Genomic DNA, 20,245 nt, shown 5'->3' on the forward strand with positions numbered 1-20,245 from the left:
ATTACGCACGGTGGTACGGCGACGTACTCAGAGCCCGAGCTGGTTGTCGATGAAGTCGAACATGTCGTCGTCGCTGGCCGACTGGATCCGGTCGGCGACCGACTCGCCGTCGTCCTCGCCCTCGGCGGATCCGGCGGTGTCGCTCAGCACGGAGAGGATGTCCTTGAGCCGGGCCGTGACCCGCAGCCTGGCCGCCTCGTCCCCCAGGAGCTCGGTGAGCGACGCTTCGAGCCGGTCGAGTCCGGAGTAGGCCGAGAGCGTGGCCGACTCCTCGACGACCGATCCGGACATCTCCTTGACCACGAAGTCGGCCAGCGCGGTCGGGCTCGGGTAGTCGAAGACGGCGGTGGCGGGCAGGCGCAGGCCCGTGGCCTCGTTCAGCCGGTTGCGCAGTTCGACGGCCGTCAGGGACTCGAAGCCGACGTCACGGAAGGACCGCTCCGCATCCAGGCTGCCCGGCCCGGCCATGCCCAGCACCAAGGCGGCCTGTGACAGGACCAACTCCCGTACGACGTCGAGTCGTTCCTCCACACTCAGCGCCGCCAGCCGCGCGGCCAGCGCGTTCCGGCCGTCGACGCCGCGCTCCGCGACCGATCGGCGCGCGAACCCGCCGGCACGCGAACCGCGGACCAGGCCGGACAGGAGCGCCGGGACCTCACCGGAGCGCCGCAGGGCGGGCAGGTCCAACTCCGCTGCCACGAGCAGCACTTCGGACCGGCCGACCGCCCCGTCCAGCACCGCCAGGCCCCGCGCGTCGGACAGCGGACGCAGACCCTGCCGGGCCATCCGGCGACGGTCCGCCTCCGACAGACCACCCGCCATCCCGCTCTCCCACGGACCCCACGCCAACGACACCCCGGGCAGGCCGAGATGACGACGGTGAGCGGCCAGGGCGTCCAGGAAGGCATTGCCCGCCGCGTAGTTGGCCTGACCGGCATTGCCGATCACACCCGCGATCGAGGAGAACAGGACGAAGGTGTCCAGCTCCATGCCCTGGGTGAGCTCGTGCAGGTTCCACGCGGCGTCGGCCTTCGGCCGCATCACCGCTTCCAGCCGCTCGGCCGTCATCGAAGCGAGGACCCCGTCATCGAGGACACCCGCCACATGGACAACCCCGGTGAGCGGCACACCCTCCAGCACGCCGGCCAGCTCGGCACGGTCGGCGACATCGCACGCCGCCACCGTGACCTCAACGCCCAAGCCCTTCAACTCGGCCACCAGTTCAGGCATCCCGGCCGCGTCGATGCCACGACGCGAGACCAGCAGCAGACGCTCCGCCTGCCCGGTCCCCGCCAGGTGCCGGGCCACCAGGCCGCCCAGCGCCCCCGAGGCGCCCGTCAGCAGCACAGTGCCCGCGTGGTCCCCGGTACCCACCGGGACCTCGGGCGCGGACGGCACCCGCACCAGGCGCGGCACCCGCACCAGACCGGCCCGCACCGCGAACTGCGACTCACCGGAGCCGACACCCGCCCACAGCCACTCCACGACTCCGGGGGCCGCGAGATCGTCCACGTCGGCCAGCAGGACCCGCCCGGGGTTCTCCGCCTGCGCCACCCGAACCAGACCCCACACCGCCGAGGCCTCGACCTCGGTCGCCGTCTCGGACCCGGCGTCCACCGCCCGCTCCGTCACCACCATCAGCCGCGACCCGGACAACGCGTCCGCGGCCAAGAACTCCTGCACCAGCCCCAGCGCACCGACCGCGACAGCACGCGCCACGGCCGGGACATCGGCGCCTGGTTCAGCCGCGACCCGCGCCACTACGACCTCAGGAGCAGCCCCACCGGCGGCCACGACCGCCAGCAGCTGCGCCAGGTCGGCGTGCGCCTCGACGCCCGGCAGTTCCTCCCCGAGCACGGCCCAACGGTCGGCCGAGCCAACGGAGTTCACCGTCGGAGCCGGAACCCACTCCACCCCGAACAGGTCGTCACGAGCCGGCACCGCGGCGGCCTCGAACGGCCGCAGCACGAGCGAGCCCACCGACGCGATCAGCCCACCGGCGACATCGGCCAAGGTCACCGAGACGCCCTCACCCGAGGCCAGCGGCGTCACCGCCACCCGTGCGACCACCGCATCGGCCGCATGGACGACCACATCGCCCCAGGCGAACGGAACTTCGGCCCGGTCGCGCTGTTCGCCCGCACCCACGATCACGTGCAGGGAGGCGTCCAGCAGGGCGGGATGCAGACCGAACCCGGCCGCACTCACACCCTCCGGCAGTGCGACCTCGGCGAACAGCTCCTGACCACGCCGCCACACCGCCTGCGTCCCCTGGAACACCGGGCCGTAGGCCAGGCCGCTCTCGGCCAGCCCCGCGTAGAACCCGTCCAGGTCCACGGCGGTCGCGTCGGCCGGAGGCCACTGCGCGAGGTCGGCTGCACCGTCGACGGAGACATCGGCCGGAGAGAGGACACCGGCGGCGTGCCGGGTCCACTCCTCGTCCGGCAGCGCGCCCTCGGCCTGGCCGTAGACGGCCACCGCCCGACGCCCGGACTCATCCGGCCCGTCCACCGTCACCTGCACCCGCACGGCACCCTGGGCCGGGAGCACCAGCGGCGACTCGATCAGCAGTTCCTCGACCCGGCCACAGCCCGCCTCGTCACCGGCCCGCACGGCCATCTCGACCAACACGGCGCCCGGTACGACCGCCTGGCCGTCCACCGCGTGATCGGTCAGCCACGGCTGTGCGGACAGCGACAACCGCCCGGTCAGGACGACACCGCCGGTGGCCGGCAAGGCCACCGCCGCGCCCAGCAACGGGTGCCCCGGGGTCCCCAGGCCGAGGTCCTCGGCACGGCTGCCGGCGGTGACGCTCAGCCAGTAGCGCTGCCGTTGGAAGGCATAGGTCGGGAGGTCGATCCGCTGGGCGCCGGTGTCCGTGTAGAGCGCTGCCCAGTCGACCGGCACACCGCGGACGTACGCCTTGGCGAGTGCGGTCAGCAGGGCGCGGGGCTCGTCACGGCCCCGCCGCAGCAGGGGGAGCCAGAGCTCGTCGGCCGACTCGGTGTCGGTGTCGGTGCGGGTCTGGGGGCCCATCCCGGCGAGGACGCCGTCGGGGCCGATCTCGATGAAGGTCCGCACACCGGCCGCGCGCAGGGCGTTCGCCGCGTCGCAGAAACGGACGGCCTCGCGGACATGCTTCACCCAGTAGGCGGGGTCGGTGACCTCGTCTGTCACCACGCCGCCGGTCAACGCCGACACGACAGTGATCCGGGGCTGCCGGTAGTCCACCGCACCGACGACGCGGGCGAACTCCTCCAGCATCGGCTCCATCAACGGCGAGTGGAACGCGTGCGAGACCTGGAGACGCCTGGTCCGCGCACCGCCCTTCGCCAACTCATCGGCAGCCGCGAGGACTTCACCCTCGACACCGGAGATCACCACGGCACGCGGGCCATTGACCGCCGCGACACCGACACCCGCACGGCCGGCGATCACCGCGAGAACCTGCTCCTCGCCCGCCTCGACCGCCACCATCGCACCACCCGCCGGCAGCGCCTGCATCAACCGACCGCGCGCGGCCACCACCGCACACGCATCCGCCAACGACCACACACCCGCCACATGCGCCGCCGCCAGCTCACCGATCGAATGCCCGGCCACCACCTGCGGCCGCACACCCCACGACTCCAGCAGCCGGAACAACGCCACCTCGACCGCGAACAACGCGGGCTGCGCCCAACCGGTCTCATCAATCCGGCCCGCGTTCTCCTCGCCACGGATCACCGCCGCGAGCGAACCCTCCACATGGCCAGCGAACCCGGCACACACCTCGTCGAAGGCCTCGGCGAACACCGGGAACGCCGCATAAAGGCCCTGCCCCATCCCCAGGCGCTGCGCGCCCTGGCCCGTGAACACGAAGCCGACCCGGCCCACGCCACCCACAGCACCGGACACCACACCCGGAACCTCACGACCCTCGGCCAACGCCCCCAGCGCAGAAGCCAGTTCGTCAGTGTCGGAACCGAGCACCACCGCGCGCTGCTCCAACGCCGCACGCGACACCGCCAACGACAAGCCCACATCGACGGCGTCAGCACCCTCCCGGACCACCTCCGCCAACCGCTCCGCCTGCCCCACAAGACCAGCCACCGAACGCCCGGAGACCACCCACGGCACCACCGGCAGAACCACGCCGGCACCACCGGAAGCAGGAACATCCTCTTCCGGAGCCTGCTCGATGATCACGTGCGCATTGGTGCCGGAGAACCCGAACGACGACACCCCCGCACGACGGGGACGATCACCCGTCTCCGGCCAGGGCTGCGCCTCGGTCACCAGGCGCACCGAGCCCGATTCCCAGTCGATGCGCGACGAGGGTTCGTCCGCGTGCAGCGTCGCCGGCACAGTGCCGTGCTGCATCGCGGTCACCATCTTGATGACACCGCCGACACCGGCAGCGGCCTGCGCATGTCCGATGTTCGACTTCAGCGAACCCAGCAGCAGCGGACGATCGGCCGGGCGGTCCTGGCCGTAGGTCGCCAGCAGCGCCTGCGCCTCGATCGGGTCACCCAGCCGGGTCCCCGTGCCGTGGCCCTCGACCACGTCCACATCACCCGCGGACAGGCCCGAGTTCGCCAGCGCAGCACGGATCACCCGCTGCTGCGACGGACCGTTCGGCGCCGTCAGACCGTTCGACGCACCGTCCTGGTTGACCGCCGAACCGGTCACCACCGCAAGCACCTTGTGCCCATTGCGCAGGGCGTCGGACATGCGCTCCAGGACCAGGACGCCGACACCCTCGCCCCAGCCCGTCCCGTCCGCGGACTCCCCATAAGCCTTGCAACGACCGTCCGCCGCCAGCCCGCCCTGCTTCGTGAAGTCGATGAACGTCCCCGGCGTCGACATCACCGTCACACCACCCGCCAACGCCAACGAGCTCTCACCCGAACGCAGCGACTGGCACGCCAAGTGCAACGCCACCAGCGACGACGAACACGCCGTGTCCACCGTCACCGCCGGACCCTCCAACCCCAGCGCGTACGCCACCCGACCCGACGCCACCGACCCCGTGCCACCGGTACCGAGGTAGCCCTCGACCTCCTCCGGCACGAAATGCGAGGGCAGGTAATCGTGGTAGAAGAGCCCCGAGAACACACCCGTCGCACTGCCCCGCAGCCCCGTCGGATCGATCCCCGCACCCTCCAACGCCTCCCACGACGTCTCCAACAGCAACCGCTGCTGCGGATCCATCGCCACCGCCTCACGCGGACTGATCCCAAAGAACTCCGCGTCGAACTCCCCCGCGTCGTACAGGAATCCACCCTCACCCGAGACGCTCTTGCCGACCGCCTCCGGATCCGGATCCACCACATCCTCCGGCCAGCCCCGGTCCGTCGGGAAGACGCCGATCGCATCCCTGCCCTCCGCGACCAGCTCCCAGAGCTCCTCCGGCGAGGACACTCCGCCCGGGAACCGGCACGCCATCCCGACGATCACCAGGCGGTCCTCATCGGCCGGAACGGTCCGGACCACGGGCTCGGCCGATACGGCAGGCTCCTCACCGACCAGCTCGGCCAGCACGAAGTCGGCCAGGGCGGCCGGCGTCGGGTAGTCGAACACCACCGTCGCCGGCAGGCGCAGACCGGTGACGTTGGTCAGTCGGCTCCGCAGTTCGACGGCGGTGAGCGAGTCGAAACCGACGTCACGGAAGGAGCGACCGGGGTCGACGGCCTCGGGGCCGGTCATGCCCAGCACCAGGGCGGCCTGCGACAGGACCAACTCCCGTACAGAGTCCATTCGTTCCGCAGCGCCCAGCGCCGCCAGCCGTGCGGCCAGCGCATTCTGGCCGTCGGTGGCGGGCCGACCCGCCGTCCGGCGGGCGCGCGAGCCCGCCCGCGTCGCACGGACCAGGCCGGACAGCAACGGCGGGACCTCACCGGAACGTTGCAGGGCGGCAAGGTCCAACGTGGCCGTCACCACCAGGGGGGCGGCAGCGTGGACGGCGGCGTCCAGCATCGCGAGCCCGTCCGACGTGGCCACCGGCTTCAGACCCAGCCGGGACAGCCGCCGCCAGTCGGCATCGCCGAGGCCGTCGGCCATGCCGTGCTCCCACGGACCCCACGCCAACGACACTGCGGGCAGGCCGAGATGACGACGGTGAGCGGCCAGGGCGTCCAGGAAGGCATTGCCCGCCGCGTAGTTGGCCTGACCGGCATTGCCGATCACACCCGCGATCGAGGAGAACAGGACGAAGGTGTCCAGGTCCAGGTCCCGGGTGAGCTCGTGCAGGTTCCACGCCGCTTCGGCCTTCGGCCGCATCACGGCTTCCAGCCGCTCCGGCGAGAGCGCCGTGACCAGCCCGTCGTCCACGATCCCGGCCGCGTGGACGACACCGGTCAACGGCACGCCCTCCAGCACGCCGGCCAGCTCCGCACGGTCGGCGACATCGCACGCCGCCACCGTGACCTCAACGCCCAAGCCCTTCAGCTCGGCCACCAGCTCCGGCATCCCCGCAGCATCGATGCCGCGACGCGAGACCAGCAGCAGACGCTCCGCCCGCCCCGTCGCCGCCAAGTGCCGGGCGACCAGGCCGCCCAGCGCACCCGAGGCGCCCGTCAGCAGCACAGTGCCCGTACGCTCCCCGGCACCCGCCGGGACCGGCAGGCCGTCCGCGACGCGCGCCAGGCGCGGCACCCGCACCAGACCGGCCCGCACCGCGAACTGCGACTCACCGGAGCCGACACCCGCCCGCAACCACTCCACGACCTCGACGGCCGCGAAGTCATCCACGTCGGCCAGCACCAGCCGGCCAGGGTTCTCCGCCTGCGCCACCCGGACCAGGCCCCACACCGCCGAAGCCTCGACCTCGGTCGCCGTCTCGGACCCGGCGTCCACCGCCCGCTCCGTCACCACCACCAGCCGCGACGCCGACAATGCATCCGCGGCCAAGAACTCCTGCACCAGCTCCAGCGCTCCGACCGCGACAGCACGTGCCACGCCCGGGACATCGGCGCCTGATTCAGCCGCGACCCGCACCACCACGGCCTCGGGAGCAGCCGCATCCTCCTCGACGGCCGCCGACAGCGCCGCCAGGTCGGCGTGCGCCTCGACGCCCGGCAGCTGCTCCCCGAGCGCGACCCAACGGCCGTCCGCCTCACCGGAGTTCACTACAGGGGCCGGAACCCACTCCACCCCGAACAGGCCGTCACGAGCCGACGCCTCGGCGGCCTTGAACGGTCGCAGGACGAGCGAGCCGACGGAAGCGATCAGCCCACCGGTGACATCGGCCAAGGTCACCGAGACGCCCTCACCCGAGGCCAGCGGCGTCACCGCCACCCGTGCGACCACCGCATCCGCCGCATGGACGACCACATCGCCCCAGGCGAACGGGATTTCAGGGGTCTCCTGACGCCCGTCCGCGCCCACGATCACGTGCAGGGCCGCGTCCAGCAGGGCCGGGTGCAGACCGAACCCGGCCGCACTCACACCCTCCGGCAGCGCGACCTCGGCGAACAGCTCCTCACCACGCCGCCAGGCCGCACGGACCCCCCGGAACGCGGGGCCGTAGGCCAGGCCGCTAGCCGCCAGTGCCGGGTAGAACCCGTCCAGATCGACGGCGGTCGCGTCGGCCGGGGGCCACTGCCCCCAACCGTCCTGGACGGTTCCGTCGGCGTCGGCAGAAGCCAGAACACCCGTCGCGTGCCGGGTCCACTCCCCCTCGGACGCGGCGTCCTCCGCCTGGGCGTAGACGGCCACCGCGCGGCGGCCGGACTCGTCCGCCTCGTCCACCGTCACCTGCACCCGCACGCCGCCCCGGGCCGGGAGCACCAGCGGCGACTCGATGACCAGTTCCTCGACCCGGCCGCAACCGGCCTCGTCACCGGCCCGCACCGCCATCTCGACGAGCGCGGCACCCGGAACCACCACCTGCCCGGCGACCACGTGATCCGCAAGCCACGGCTGTGCGGACAGCGACAACCGACCGGTCAGGACGACACCACCGGTGGCCGGCAGCTCGACGGCCGCACCCAGCAGCGGGTGACGTGCCGAGGACTGACCCAACCCGGCCGCGTTCACTCCGAGGGATCCGGCCGGCAGCCAGTAGCGCTGCCGTTGGAAGGCATAGGTCGGGAGGTCGATCCGCTGGGCGCCGGTGTCCGTGTAGAGCGCGGCCCAGTCGACCGGCAGGCCACGGACGTACGCCTTGGCGAGCGCGGTCAGCACGGCGCGGGGCTCGTCCCGGCCCCGCCGCAGCAGCGGCAGCCACAGCTCGTCGGCCGACTCGCCGTCGGCGTCGGTGCCGGTGCGGGTCTGCGGGCCCATACCGGCGAGGACGCCGTCAGGGCCGATCTCGATGAACGTCCGCACACCGGCCGCGCGCAGGGCGTTCGCCGCGTCACCGAAGCGGACGGCCTCGCGGACGTGCTTCACCCAGTACGCCGGGTCGGTGACCTCGTCCGTGACCGGCTGCCCGGTGAGGGCGGAGACCATCGCCAGCTTCGGCGTCGCGTACTCGACGGCGCCGACGACGCGGGCGAAGTCCTCCAGCATCGGCTCCATCAACGGCGAGTGGAACGCGTGCGAGACCTGGAGACGCCTGGTCCGCGCCCCGCCCTGCGCCAACTCCTCAGCCGCCGCCAGGACTTCACCCTCGACACCGGAGATCACCACAGCACGCGGACCGTTCACTGCCGCGACACCGACGCCCGCACGGCCGGCGATCACCGCGAGGACCTGCTCCTCGCCAGCCTCGACCGCCACCATCGCCCCACCGCTCGGCAGTGCCTGCATCAGACGACCGCGCGCGGCCACCACCGCACACGCATCCGCCAACGACCACACACCCGCCACATGCGCCGCCGCCAGCTCACCGATCGAATGACCGGCCACCACCTGCGGCCTCACACCCCACGACTCCAGCAGCCGGAACAACGCCACCTCGACCGCGAACAACGCGGGCTGCGCCCAGCCGGTCTCATCGATCCGGCCCGCGCGCTCCTCGCCGCGGATCACCGCAGCGAGCGAACCCTCCACCTGCCCGGCAAACCCGGCACACACCTCGTCGAAGGCCTCGGCGAACACCGGGAACGCCGCATAAAGGCCCTGGCCCATCCCGAGGCGCTGCGCGCCCTGGCCCGTGAACACGAACCCGACCCGGCCCACACCGCCCACAGCACCGGACACCACACCCGGAACCTCAACACCCGCAGCCAACGCCCCCAGCGCAGAGGCCAGTTCGTCAGTGTCGGATCCGAGCACCACCGCGCGCTGCTCCAACGCCGCACGCGACACCGCCAACGACAAGCCCACATCGACGGCATCGGCACCCTCCCGGACAGCCTCCGCCAGCCGCTCCGCCTGCCCCGCAAGACCAGCCACCGAACGCCCGGAGAGCACCCACGGCACCACCGGCAGCGCCCGACCGCCGTCCGCAGCCGGCTCGGCAGCCTCCTCGGCCGGAGCCTGCTCGATGATCACGTGCGCGTTGGTGCCGGAGAACCCGAACGACGACACACCCGCACGACGCGGATGCCCGGCATCCGGCCACGGCTGCGCCTCCGTCACCAGCCGAACAGACCCGGCCTCCCAATCCACATGCGAGGACGGCGCATCCACATGCAGCGTCGCCGGAACGACACCGCGCTGCATCGCCGTCACCATCTTGATGACACCCGCGACACCCGCAGCAGCCTGCGCATGCCCGATGTTCGACTTCACCGACCCCAGCAGCAGCGGCCGATCAGCCGACCGCCCCTGGCCGTACGTCGCCAACAGCGCCTGCGCCTCGATCGGGTCACCCAGCCGGGTGCCCGTGCCATGGCCCTCGACCACGTCGACGCCGTCCGCACCCACCCCGGCACTGGCCAGAGCCGACCGGATCACCCGCTGCTGCGACGGACCGTTCGGCGCCGTCAGACCATTCGACGCACCGTCCTGGTTGACCGCGGTCCCCGCGACCACCGCGAGCACCTGGTGCCCGAGCCGCCGCGCGTCCGAGAGCCGCTCCAGGACCAGGACGCCGACGCCCTCGCCCCAGCCCGTCCCGTCCGCGGACTCCGCGTACGCCTTGCAGCGGCCGTCCGCCGCCAGCCCGCCCTGCTTGGTGAAGTCGATGAACGTCCCCGGCGTCGCCATCACGTTCACGCCACCCGCCAGCGCCAGCGAGCTCTCGCCCGAGCGCAGCGACTGGCACGCCAGGTGCAGCGCCACCAGCGACGACGAGCACGCCGTGTCCACCGTCACCGCCGGCCCCTCCAGCCCCAGCGCGTACGCCACCCGGCCCGAGGCCACACCGCCCGATCCGCCGGTGCCGACGTAGCCCTCGACGTGCTCGGACACCGCGCCGAACGGCAGGTAGTCGTGGTAGATCAGCCCCGAGAACACGCCGGTCGCGCTGCCCCGCAGCCCCGTCGGATCGATCCCCGCATCCTCCAGCGCCTCCCACGAGGTCTCGAGCAGCAGCCGCTGCTGCGGGTCCATCGCCACGGCCTCACGCGGACTGATCCCGAAGAAGCCCGCGTCGAACTCCCCCGCGTCGTACAGGAATCCACCCTTGTCGGACAGGCTCTTGCCGACTGCCTCCGGGTCCGGGTCGTGGACATCCTCCGACCAGCCCCGGTCCGTCGGGAAGGGGCCGACCGCGTCCCTGCGGGCCGCGACCAGCTCCCAGAAGTCCTCCGGCGAGGACACCCCGCCCGGGAAGCGGCACCCCATGCCGACGATGACCACGCGGTCCTCGTCGGCGGCGGGGCCACCCGCCGTCAGCGGGAGCGCGGTCTGCGCCGCTGCGGCCCCGGCCTCGCCGGTCAGCCCGCCGATCAGCTCGCCGAGGACGAATCCGGCCAGGGCGGCCGGCGTCGGGTAGTCGAAGACGGCGGTGGCGGGGAGCCGGAGGCCGGTCGCCGCGTTCAGCCGGTTGCGCAGTTCGACGGAGGTGAGCGAGTCGAAGCCGGTGTCGCGGAACGCCCGGGCGGCCTCGATGCCCTCGGGTCCGTTCATGCCGAGCACCAGGGCGGCTTGGGCCGCGACCAGGTCGAGGACGGTCTCTGTTCGCTCGGCGGGGCCGAGCCCCAGCAGTCGGGTGCCCAGCGCGTTGCGGCCCTCGGCCGCCGGAGCGCCTGCCGTGCGCCGGGTGGGCGCGCCCGACTGCCCGGCGCGGACCAGGCCGGACAGCAGTGGCAGGACCTCTCCGGTGCGTCGCAGGGCGGCGAGGTCCAGCTTGGCGGTCACCACCAGGGGGGCGGGCGCCCGGCCAGCGGTGTCCAGCATGGCGAGGCCGTCGGGTCCGGGCAGCGGACGCAGGCCCTGGCGGGACATGCGCTGCCAGTCGGCCCGGTCCAGCTTCGCGGTCATGCCGTGCTCCCACGGCCCCCACACCAGGGAGGTCGCGGGCAGGCCGAGGTGGCGACGGTGCGCGGCCAGGGCGTCCAGGAAGGTGTTGCCCGCCGCGTAGTTGGCCTGGCCCGGGTTGCCCCAGACGCCCGCGATCGAGGAGAACAGGACGAAGGTGTCCAGGTCCAGGTCCCGGGTCAGCTCATGCAGGTTCCACGCGGCGTCGGCCTTCGGCCGCATCACGGTTTCCAGCCGCTCCGGCGAGAGTGCCGTGACCAGCCCGTCGTCCACGATCCCGGCCGCGTGGACGACCCCGGTGAGCGGCACGCCCTCCAGCACGCCGGCCAGCTCCGCACGGTCGGCGACATCGCACGCCGCCACCGTGACCTCAACGCCCAGGCCCTCCAGCTCGGCCACCAGCTCCGGCATCCCGGCGGCGTCGATGCCACGACGCGAGACCAGCAGCAGCCGCTCCGCCCGCCCGGTCGCCGCCAAGTGCCGGGCCACCAGGCTGCCCAGCGCACCCGAGGCGCCCGTCAGCAGCACGGTGCCCGCGCGGTCGGCAGCTGCGGGCAGGGTCAGGACGACCTTGCCGATGTGGCGTGCCTGGCTCAGGAACCGGAACGCGTCCACCGCACGGCGGACGTCCCAGCACGCCACCGGCAGCGGGCGCAGCGCACCGGCCGCGAACAGGCCGGTCAGCTCGCGCAGCATCCGGCCGAGCAGGTCCGGGTCCAGTTCCAGCAGGTCGAACGCCCGGTAGGTGATCCCGTGGTCGTGCCGCACCTGCTCCGGGTCGCGGACATCGGTCTTGCCCATCTCGACGAACCGGCCGCCGGCGGCGGTCAGCCGCAGCGAGGCGTCCACGAACTCCCCGGCCAGGGAGTCCAGCACCACGTCCACTCCGCGGCCACCGGACTCGGCACGGAAGGCCGCTTCGAAGTCCGTGGTGCGGGAGGAGGAGAGGTGCGACGCCTCGACACCGAGTCCGCGCACCGCCGCCCACTTGGCCGGCGAGGCGGTCGCGAACACCTCGGCGCCCAGGTGCCGGGCCAGTTGCACCGCGGCGATGCCCACGCCGCCGGCGGCGGCGTGGATCAGCACCCGCTCGTCCCGCCGCAGCCCGGCCAGCTCGACCAGCGCGTACCACGCGGTCAGGAACACCAGCGGTGCACCGGCCGCCTCCGCCATCGTCCACCCGGACGGCACCGGGGCCAGCAGCCGCTGGTCCGCCACGGCCTCCGTGGTGAACGCGCCCGTGAACAGGCCCATCACCTCGTCGCCCGGCCGGAACCCGGTCACACCCGGACCGACCTCCAGCACGACACCGGCGCCCTCCAGGCCCAGCCGGCCCGCGTCGCCCGGGTACATGCCGAGCACGTTCAGCACGTCACGGAAGTTCACGCCCGCCGCGCGCAGCGAGACCCGCACCTGGCCGGCACCCAGCGGTCCCGCCTCGTCGGCACCCGACAGGGCGAGGTTCTCCAGCGTGCCGCGCTCCCGGAAGTCCAGGCTCCACACCCGCTCCGCCGGAACGGGCAGGCCGTTCGCGACGCGTGCCAGGCGCGGCACCCGTACGAGACCGGCTCGCACCGCGAACTGCGACTCACCGGAGCCGACACCCGCCCGCAACCACTCCACGACCTCGACGGCCGCGAGGTCATCGACATCGGCCAGCACCAGCCGGCCAGGGTTCTCGGCCTGCGCCACCCGGACCAGGCCCCACACCGCCGAGGCCTCGACCTCGGTCGCCGTCTCGGACCCGGCGTCCACCGCCCGCTCGGTCACCAGCACCAGCCGCGACCCGGACAACGCGTCCGCGGCCAAGAACTCCTGCACCAACCCCAGCGCACCGACCGCGACAGCACGTGCCACGCCCGGGACATCCTCGGCGCCCGACTCGGGCACGACCCGCACCACCACGACCTCGGGAGCAGCCGCCCCCTCCTCGACGGCCGCCGACAGCGCCGCCAGGTCGGCGTGCGCCTCGAAGCCCGGCAGCTGCTCCCCGAGCACGGCCCAACGGTCGGCCGAACCACCGGAGTTCACTGCCTGAGCCGGAACCCACTCCACCCCGAACAGGCCGTCCCGAGCCGACGCCGCGGCGGCCTCGAACGGCCGCAGCACGAGCGAGCCGACGGAAGCGATCAGCCCGCCCTCGGCATCGGCCAGGACCAGCCCCACGCCGTCGCCCGTCAGCTCCGGAGTGACCCGGACCCGGGCTTCGGTGGCACCCGTGGCGTGCAGGTCCACGCTCTCCCAGGAGAACGGGACCTCAAGCCGGTCGCGCCGTTCGCCCGTGCCCACGATCACGTGCAGGGCCGCGTCCAGCAGGGCCGGGTGCAGGCCGAACCCGGCCGCGCTCACACCCTCCGGCAGTGCAACCTCGGCGAACAGCTCCTCGCCGCGCCGCCAGGCCGCACGGATCCCCTGGAACGCGGGGCCGTAAGCCAGGCCGCTGGCCGCCAGTGCCGGGTAGAACCCGTCCAGATCGACGGCGGTCGCGCCGGCCGGGGGCCACTCGGTCAGAACGGCGTCGGGAGTGGCATCGGACGCGGTCAGCGAACCGCTCGCATGCCGGGTCCACTCGCCCTCGGACGCTGCCGCCTCGGCCTGCCCGTAGACGGCCACCACGCGACGTCCGGCCCCGTCGGCCTCGTCCACCGTCACCTGCACCCGCACGCCACCCTGGGCCGGGAGCACCAGCGGCGACTCGATGACCAGTTCCTCGACCCGGCCGCAACCGGCCTCGTCACCGGCTCGCACCGCCATCTCGACGAGCGCGGCACCCGGAACCACCACCTGCCCGGCGACCACATGATCCGCAAGCCACGGCTGTGCGGACAGCGACAACCGACCGGTCAGGACGACACCACCGGTGGCCGGCAGCTCGACGGCCGCACCCAGCAGCGGGTGCCCCGGGGTCTCCAGGCCGAGGTCCTCGGCACGGCTGCCCAGAGCCGGGGTCAGCCAGTAGCGCTGCCTCTGGAAGGCATACGTCGGGAGATCGACCTGCTGGGCGCCGGTGTCCGTGAAGAGGGCTGCCCAGTCGACGGGCAGGCCACGGACGTAGGCCTTGGCGAGTGCGGTCAGCAGGGCGCGGGGCTCGTCCCGGCCCCGCCGCAGCAGCGGCAGCCAGAGCTCGTCGGCTTCCTCGGTGTCGGTGCGGGTCTGCGGGCCCATACCGGCGAGGACGCCGTCGGGGCCGATCTCGATGAACGTCCGCACGCCGGCCGCGCGCAGGGCGTTCGCCGCGTCGCAGAAGCGGACGGCCTCGCGGACGTGCTTCACCCAGTAGGCGGGGTCGGTGACCGCGTCGGTGACCGGCTGCCCGGTGAGGGCGGAGACCATGGCCAGCTTCGGCGTCCCGTACGAGACGGCGCCGACGACGCGGGCGAAGTCCTCCAGCATCGGCTCCATCAACGGCGAATGGAACGCGTGCGAGACCTGAAGACGCCTGGTCCGCGCCCCGCCCTTCGCCAACTCATCGGCAGCCGCGAGGACTTCGTCCTCGATGCCGGAGATCACCACGGCACGCGGGCCGTTGACCGCCGCGACACCGACACCGTCACGGCCGGCGATCACCGCGAGAACCTGCTCCTCGCCCGCCTCGACCGCCACCATCGCACCGCCCGTCGGCAGCGCCTGCATCAGACGGCCACGTGCGGCCACCACCGCACACGCGTCCGCCAACGACCACACACCGGCGACATGCGCGGCCGCCAGCTCACCGATCGAATGCCCGGCCACCACCTGCGGCCGCACACCCCACGACTCCAGCAGCCGGAACAACGCCACCTCGACCGCGAACAACGCGGGCTGCGCCCAGCCCGTCTCATCAATCCGGCCCGCGTTCTCCTCGCCGCGAATCACCGCAGCGAGCGAACCCTCCACATGCCCGGCAAACCCCGCACACACCTCGTCGAAGGCCTCCGCGAACACCGGGAACGCCCCATACAGGCCCTGCCCCATCCCCAGGCGCTGCGCACCCTGGCCCGTGAACACGAAGCCGACCCGGCCCACAGCGCCCACAGCACCGGACACCACACCCGGAACCTCGCGGCCCTCGGCCAACGCCCCCAGGGCAGAAGCCAGTTCGTCAGTGTCGGATCCGAGCACCACCGCGCGCTGTTCCAACGCCGCACGCGACACCGCCAACGACAAGCCCACATCGACAGCGTCAGCACCCTCCCGGACAGCCTCCGCCAACCGCTCGGCCTGCCCCGCAAGGCCAGCCACCGAACGCCCGGAGACCACCCACGGCACCACCGGCAGGACCACGCCAGCACCACCAGGCTCGACAGCCTCCTCTGCGGGAGCCTGCTCGATGATCACATGCGCATTCGTGCCGCTGATGCCGAACGAGGACACACCCGCACGCCGCGGACGCTCCTCCGAGTGCGGCCAGGGCACGGCCGACGTGGCCAGCCGCACCGCGCCGGCGTCCCAGTCCACGTGCGAGGACGGCTCCTCGGCGTGCAGCGTCCTCGGCAGCTGCCCGTGCTGGAGTGCCAGCACCATCTTGATGACGCCCGCGACGCCCGAGGACCACTGGGTGTGTCCGATGTTCGACTTCAGCGACCCCAGCAGCAGCGGCCGGTCGGCCGACCGCCCCTGGCCGTAGGTCGCCAGCAGCGCCTGCGCCTCGATCGGGTCGCCCAGCGGGGTGCCCGTCCCGTGGCCCTCGACCACGTCCACATCACCCGCGGACAGGCCCGAGTTGGCCAGGGCGGCACGGATCACCCGCTGCTGCGAGGGGCCGTTGGGCGCGGTCAGACCGTTGGACGCACCGTCCTGGTTGATCGCCGAGCCGCGCAGCACGGCGAGCACCTGGTGCCCGTTGCGCCGGGCGTCCGAGAGCCGCTCCAGCACGACGATGCCGGCGCCTTCGGCCATGCCCATGCCGTCGGCCTGCTCCGAGTACGCCTTGCAGCGGCCGTCCGCCGCGAGGCCCTGCTGGCGGCTGAACCAGGCGAGCCAGGACGTGGTGGCGTGCACGGTGACACCGCCCGCCAACGCCAGTGAGCACTCGCCCGACCGCAGGGCCTGACCGGCGAGGTGCAGGGCGACCAGCGAGGACGAGCACGCGGTGTCGACCGTCAGGGCCGGTCCTTCGAGCCCGAGCGTGTAGGACACCCGGCCCGAGATCACGCTCGGGGCGATGCCGGACTGCAGGTGGCCTTCGAGTTCCTCGGGCGCGTTGGCGCCGTATCCGGACGAGGACGCGCCCACGAAGACGCCGGTCGCCGATCCGCGCAGGTGCTGCGGGTCGATGCCGGCCCGTTCGAAGGCCTCCCAGGAGAGTTCGAGGAGCAGCCGCTGCTGCGGGTCCATCGCCAGCGCCTCACGCGGGCTGATGCCGAAGAAGCCGGCGTCGAACTCGGCTGCTCCCGTGATGAATCCGCCGCCGCGCGTGTAGAAGGTGCCGGCCCGGTCCGCGGCCGGGTCGAAGAGCTGGGACAGGTCCCAGCCCCGGTCGGTGGGAAGGTCGCCGACGGCGTCGCCGCCGGCGGCCAGCAGGTCCCACAGCTGCTCGGGGGCGCTGACGTCGCCGGGGAGGCGGCAGCTCATCGCCACGATCGCGATCGGCTCGTCGGCGCCGGCCGCCGAGCGTCCCGGTCCGGTGTGCTCGTCCGCGTGTCCCAGTGCCTCCGCCCGGAGGAACTGGGACAGGGCCAGGGGGGTCGGGTAGTCGAAGATCAGGGTGGTGGGCAGCCGGGTGGCCGCCTCGGCGCTCAGCCGGTTGCGCAGCTCGACGCCGGTCACCGAGTCGAAGCCGAGTTCCTTGAAGGTGTGCGCGAGGTCGAGCGCCTGCGGGGAGTCGTGCCCGAGGACGGCGGCGGCGTGCGCCCTGACCAGGTCGAGGAGCAGCTGCTCCTGTTCGAACTCCGGTCGGCCCAGGAGCTGCCCCAGCAGCCCGGTGGCGGAGGCCAGCGGGGGTGCCTCGGCCGGGTCGTCGATGGACTGCGGCAGTTCCGTCACCTGGGAGGACGTTCCGCTGTCGAGCCAGAAGCGCTTGTGCCGGAAGGCGTAGGTGGGAAGATCCACCGTCCTGCCGGAGGGCAGCAGCGAACCCCAGTTCACCTGCACGCCGTTGACGTACGCGCGGGCCAGGCCGGTCACCAGACCGGTGACGCCCTGCTCGTCGCGCCGCTGGAGCGGGACGAAGACGGCATCCTCGTTCCCGGTGCCCGCGACGATGTCCGAGCCCAGGGACGACAGGGAGCCGTCGGGGCCGACCTCGATGAACACCGTGACGCCCTGCTTGGCGAGCGCGGCGACGGCATCGGCGAAGCGCACGGCCTGACGCGTCTGCGCCGGCCAGTAACCCGCCTCGCACTCCGTCACCAGCTCACCGGTCAGCGCGCCCGCCCACATCACCTGCGGACGGCCGTACTCCAACCCAGCCGCGACAGCGGTCAGTTCGCCGATCACCGGATCCATCGCCGGCGAGTGGAACGCGTGCGAGACCCGCAGCCTCCGCACCCGACGACCCCGCTCCCGCCACAGCTCCACCACCCGGTCCACGGCCTCGACCTCACCGGAAACCACGACCGACTCCGGACCGTTGACCGCCGCGATCACAGCACCCTCGGCGAGCGTCGCAACGACCTCCGCCTCCGGCGCATTGACCGCCGCCATCGCACCACCACTCGGCAGCGCCTGCATCAACCGGGCCCGCGCCGCCACCAGACGCGCCGCATCCGGCAGCGACAGCACCCCGGCCACATACGCGGCCGCGACCTCACCCACCGAATGACCCACCACCGCATCCGGCACCACACCCGCAGCCCGGAGCAGAGCGGCCACACCGACCTCGAACGCGAACAGACCCGTCTGCGCGTACAGCGTCTGGTCCGCGAGATCAGCGTCCACACCCTCGACGCCGAGCACGACGTCGCGGACGGGAATCCCCAACTCCCCTTCGAGGAGCCCGCACGCCCGGTCGAAGACCTCGGCGAAGGCCGGGCTGCCCTCGTACAGCCCCCGGCCCATCCCGGTCCACTGCGACCCCTGGCCCGCAAAGATCAGACCCACCCGGGCATTCGCCCGCGCCACGCCCGAGACCACCGACGCCGCCGGCACACCGGCGGCCAGGCTCTCGACGGCGCCCAGCAGTTCGGCCCGCTCGCCGCCGACCACCACGGCCCGGTGCTCGAACACCGAACGCGTCGCGACCAGCGAGCGTGCGACGTCCCGCGGTTCCAGCTCCGGCCGCGCGGCGACCCACTCCCCCAGCCGGCCGGCCTGGGCCGTCAGCCCCTCGGCGGTACGACCCGAGACCACCCACGCACCGGCCCCGGTCACCACCGGCGCCGCCGCCGTCGGCTCAGTGACCTCGGCGACCTCGGCGGCCTCGACCGCCGGCGCCTCCTCCACGATCACGTGGACGTTGGTCCCGCTGATGCCGAACGCCGACACACCCGCACGCCGCGGACGCTCCCCCGACGGCCACGGCACCGGCTCGGCCAGCAGCCGCACCTCGCCCGAGGCCCAGTCCACCCGCGGCGACGGCTCGTCCGCGTGCAGCATCGCGGGCAGCTCACCGTGCCGCAGCGCCAGCACCATCTTGATCACACCGGCCACACCGGCGGCCGCCTGGGTGTGCCCGATGTTCGACTTCAGCGACCCCAGCAGCAGCGGCCGATCGGCCGACCGCTCCTGGCCGTACGTCGCCAGCAGCGACTGGGCCTCGATCGGGTCGCCGAGCCGGGTGCCGGTGCCGTGGGCCTCCACGGCGTCCACGTCGGCGGCCGAGAGGTTCGCGTTCGCCAGCGCGCGGCGGATGACCGCCTGCTGGGCCCGGCCGTTGGGGGCGGTCAGGCCGTCGCTGGGGCCGTCGGAGTTGATCGCCGAGCCGCGCAGCACGGCCAGGACGGTGTGGCCGTTGCGCACGGCGTCGGACAGCCGCTCCAGGACGACCAGGCCGACGCCCTCCGACCACACGGTCCCGTTGGCGTCGGCCGAGAACGGTCGGCACACGCCGTCGGCGGACAGCCCCCGGAGCCCGCTGAAGGCGACGAAGTTCCCGGGGGTGGACATCACGGACACGCCGCCGGCGAGCGCCAGCGAGCACTCGCCGGAGCGCAGCGCCTGCACGGCGAGGTGGATGGCGACCAGGGAGCTGGAGGCGGAGGTGTCGACGGTGAGCGACGGGCCGTGCAGTCCGAGCAGGTACGAGATCCGGCCGGACATCACGCTGGTCGTCGTGCCGGTGAGCAGGTACCCCTTCACGCCTTCCGGCGCTTCCTGCAGCCGGGGGCCGTACTCCCTCGGCTCGGCGCCCACGAAGACGCCGGTCCGGGTGCCCCGGATCGCGGACGGGGTGATGCCGGCCCGTTCCAGGGCCTCCCAGGAGGTCTCCAGCAGCAGGCGCTGCTGCGGGTCCATCGCCAGCGCCTCGCGCGGCGGGATGCCGAAGAAGGACGCGTCGAAGCCGGCCGCGTCGTCGAGGAAGCCGCCCCGGGTGAGGTAGGTCTTCCCGGCGGTCTCCGGGTCCGCGTCGTACAGGGAGTCGAGGTTCCAGTTCCGGTCCGCGGGGAAGTCGGAGAGGGCGTCCCGCCGCTCGGCCAGCAGTTCCCACAGGTCCTCGGGCGAACGGACTCCGCCGGGGTATCGGCAGCTCATGCCGACGATCGCCAACGGCTCCGTACCGGCTGCGGCGAATTCCGTCAGGGCCGGCCCATCAGTCTCGTTCACAATTCCCTCGGCATTCGGGAGGTCGGGAGTTCGATACCTGGTCGGAGGTCTTTCAGCCAAGGAGGAACAGCAATGCGAAAAGGCTGATCGGAAGGGCTGAGAAGGGCTGAAGAGAAGGGCTGTACAAGGAGAAAGGAACAAAAGACCGCCGGAGCCCCGGCGGTCAGGATATGAGTCGGCCCGTCCGGAGAACCACGTGTTCAACCGAGAAAGGCGCGCCGGTTGATCGGCGCGCCTTTCCGGACGACGGGGGGACCCCGCGTTCCTCACC

Annotated in this window: 1 protein-coding gene; it reads right to left on the reverse strand. The window is 72.9% G+C overall.

Annotated elements, in window-relative coordinates:
* Positions 1-27: 27 nt before the first annotated feature.
* Complete coding sequence (locus tag ACFVXG_RS22005; protein ID WP_387929878.1) at positions 28-20,244, reverse strand: SDR family NAD(P)-dependent oxidoreductase; 20,217 nt, start codon at positions 20,242-20,244, stop codon at positions 28-30.
* Position 20,245: the final 1 nt, after the last annotated feature.

Origin of the sequence: Kitasatospora sp. NPDC058162 (assembly GCF_042884005.1) — a bacterium.
GTDB lineage: Bacteria > Actinomycetota > Actinomycetes > Streptomycetales > Streptomycetaceae > Kitasatospora.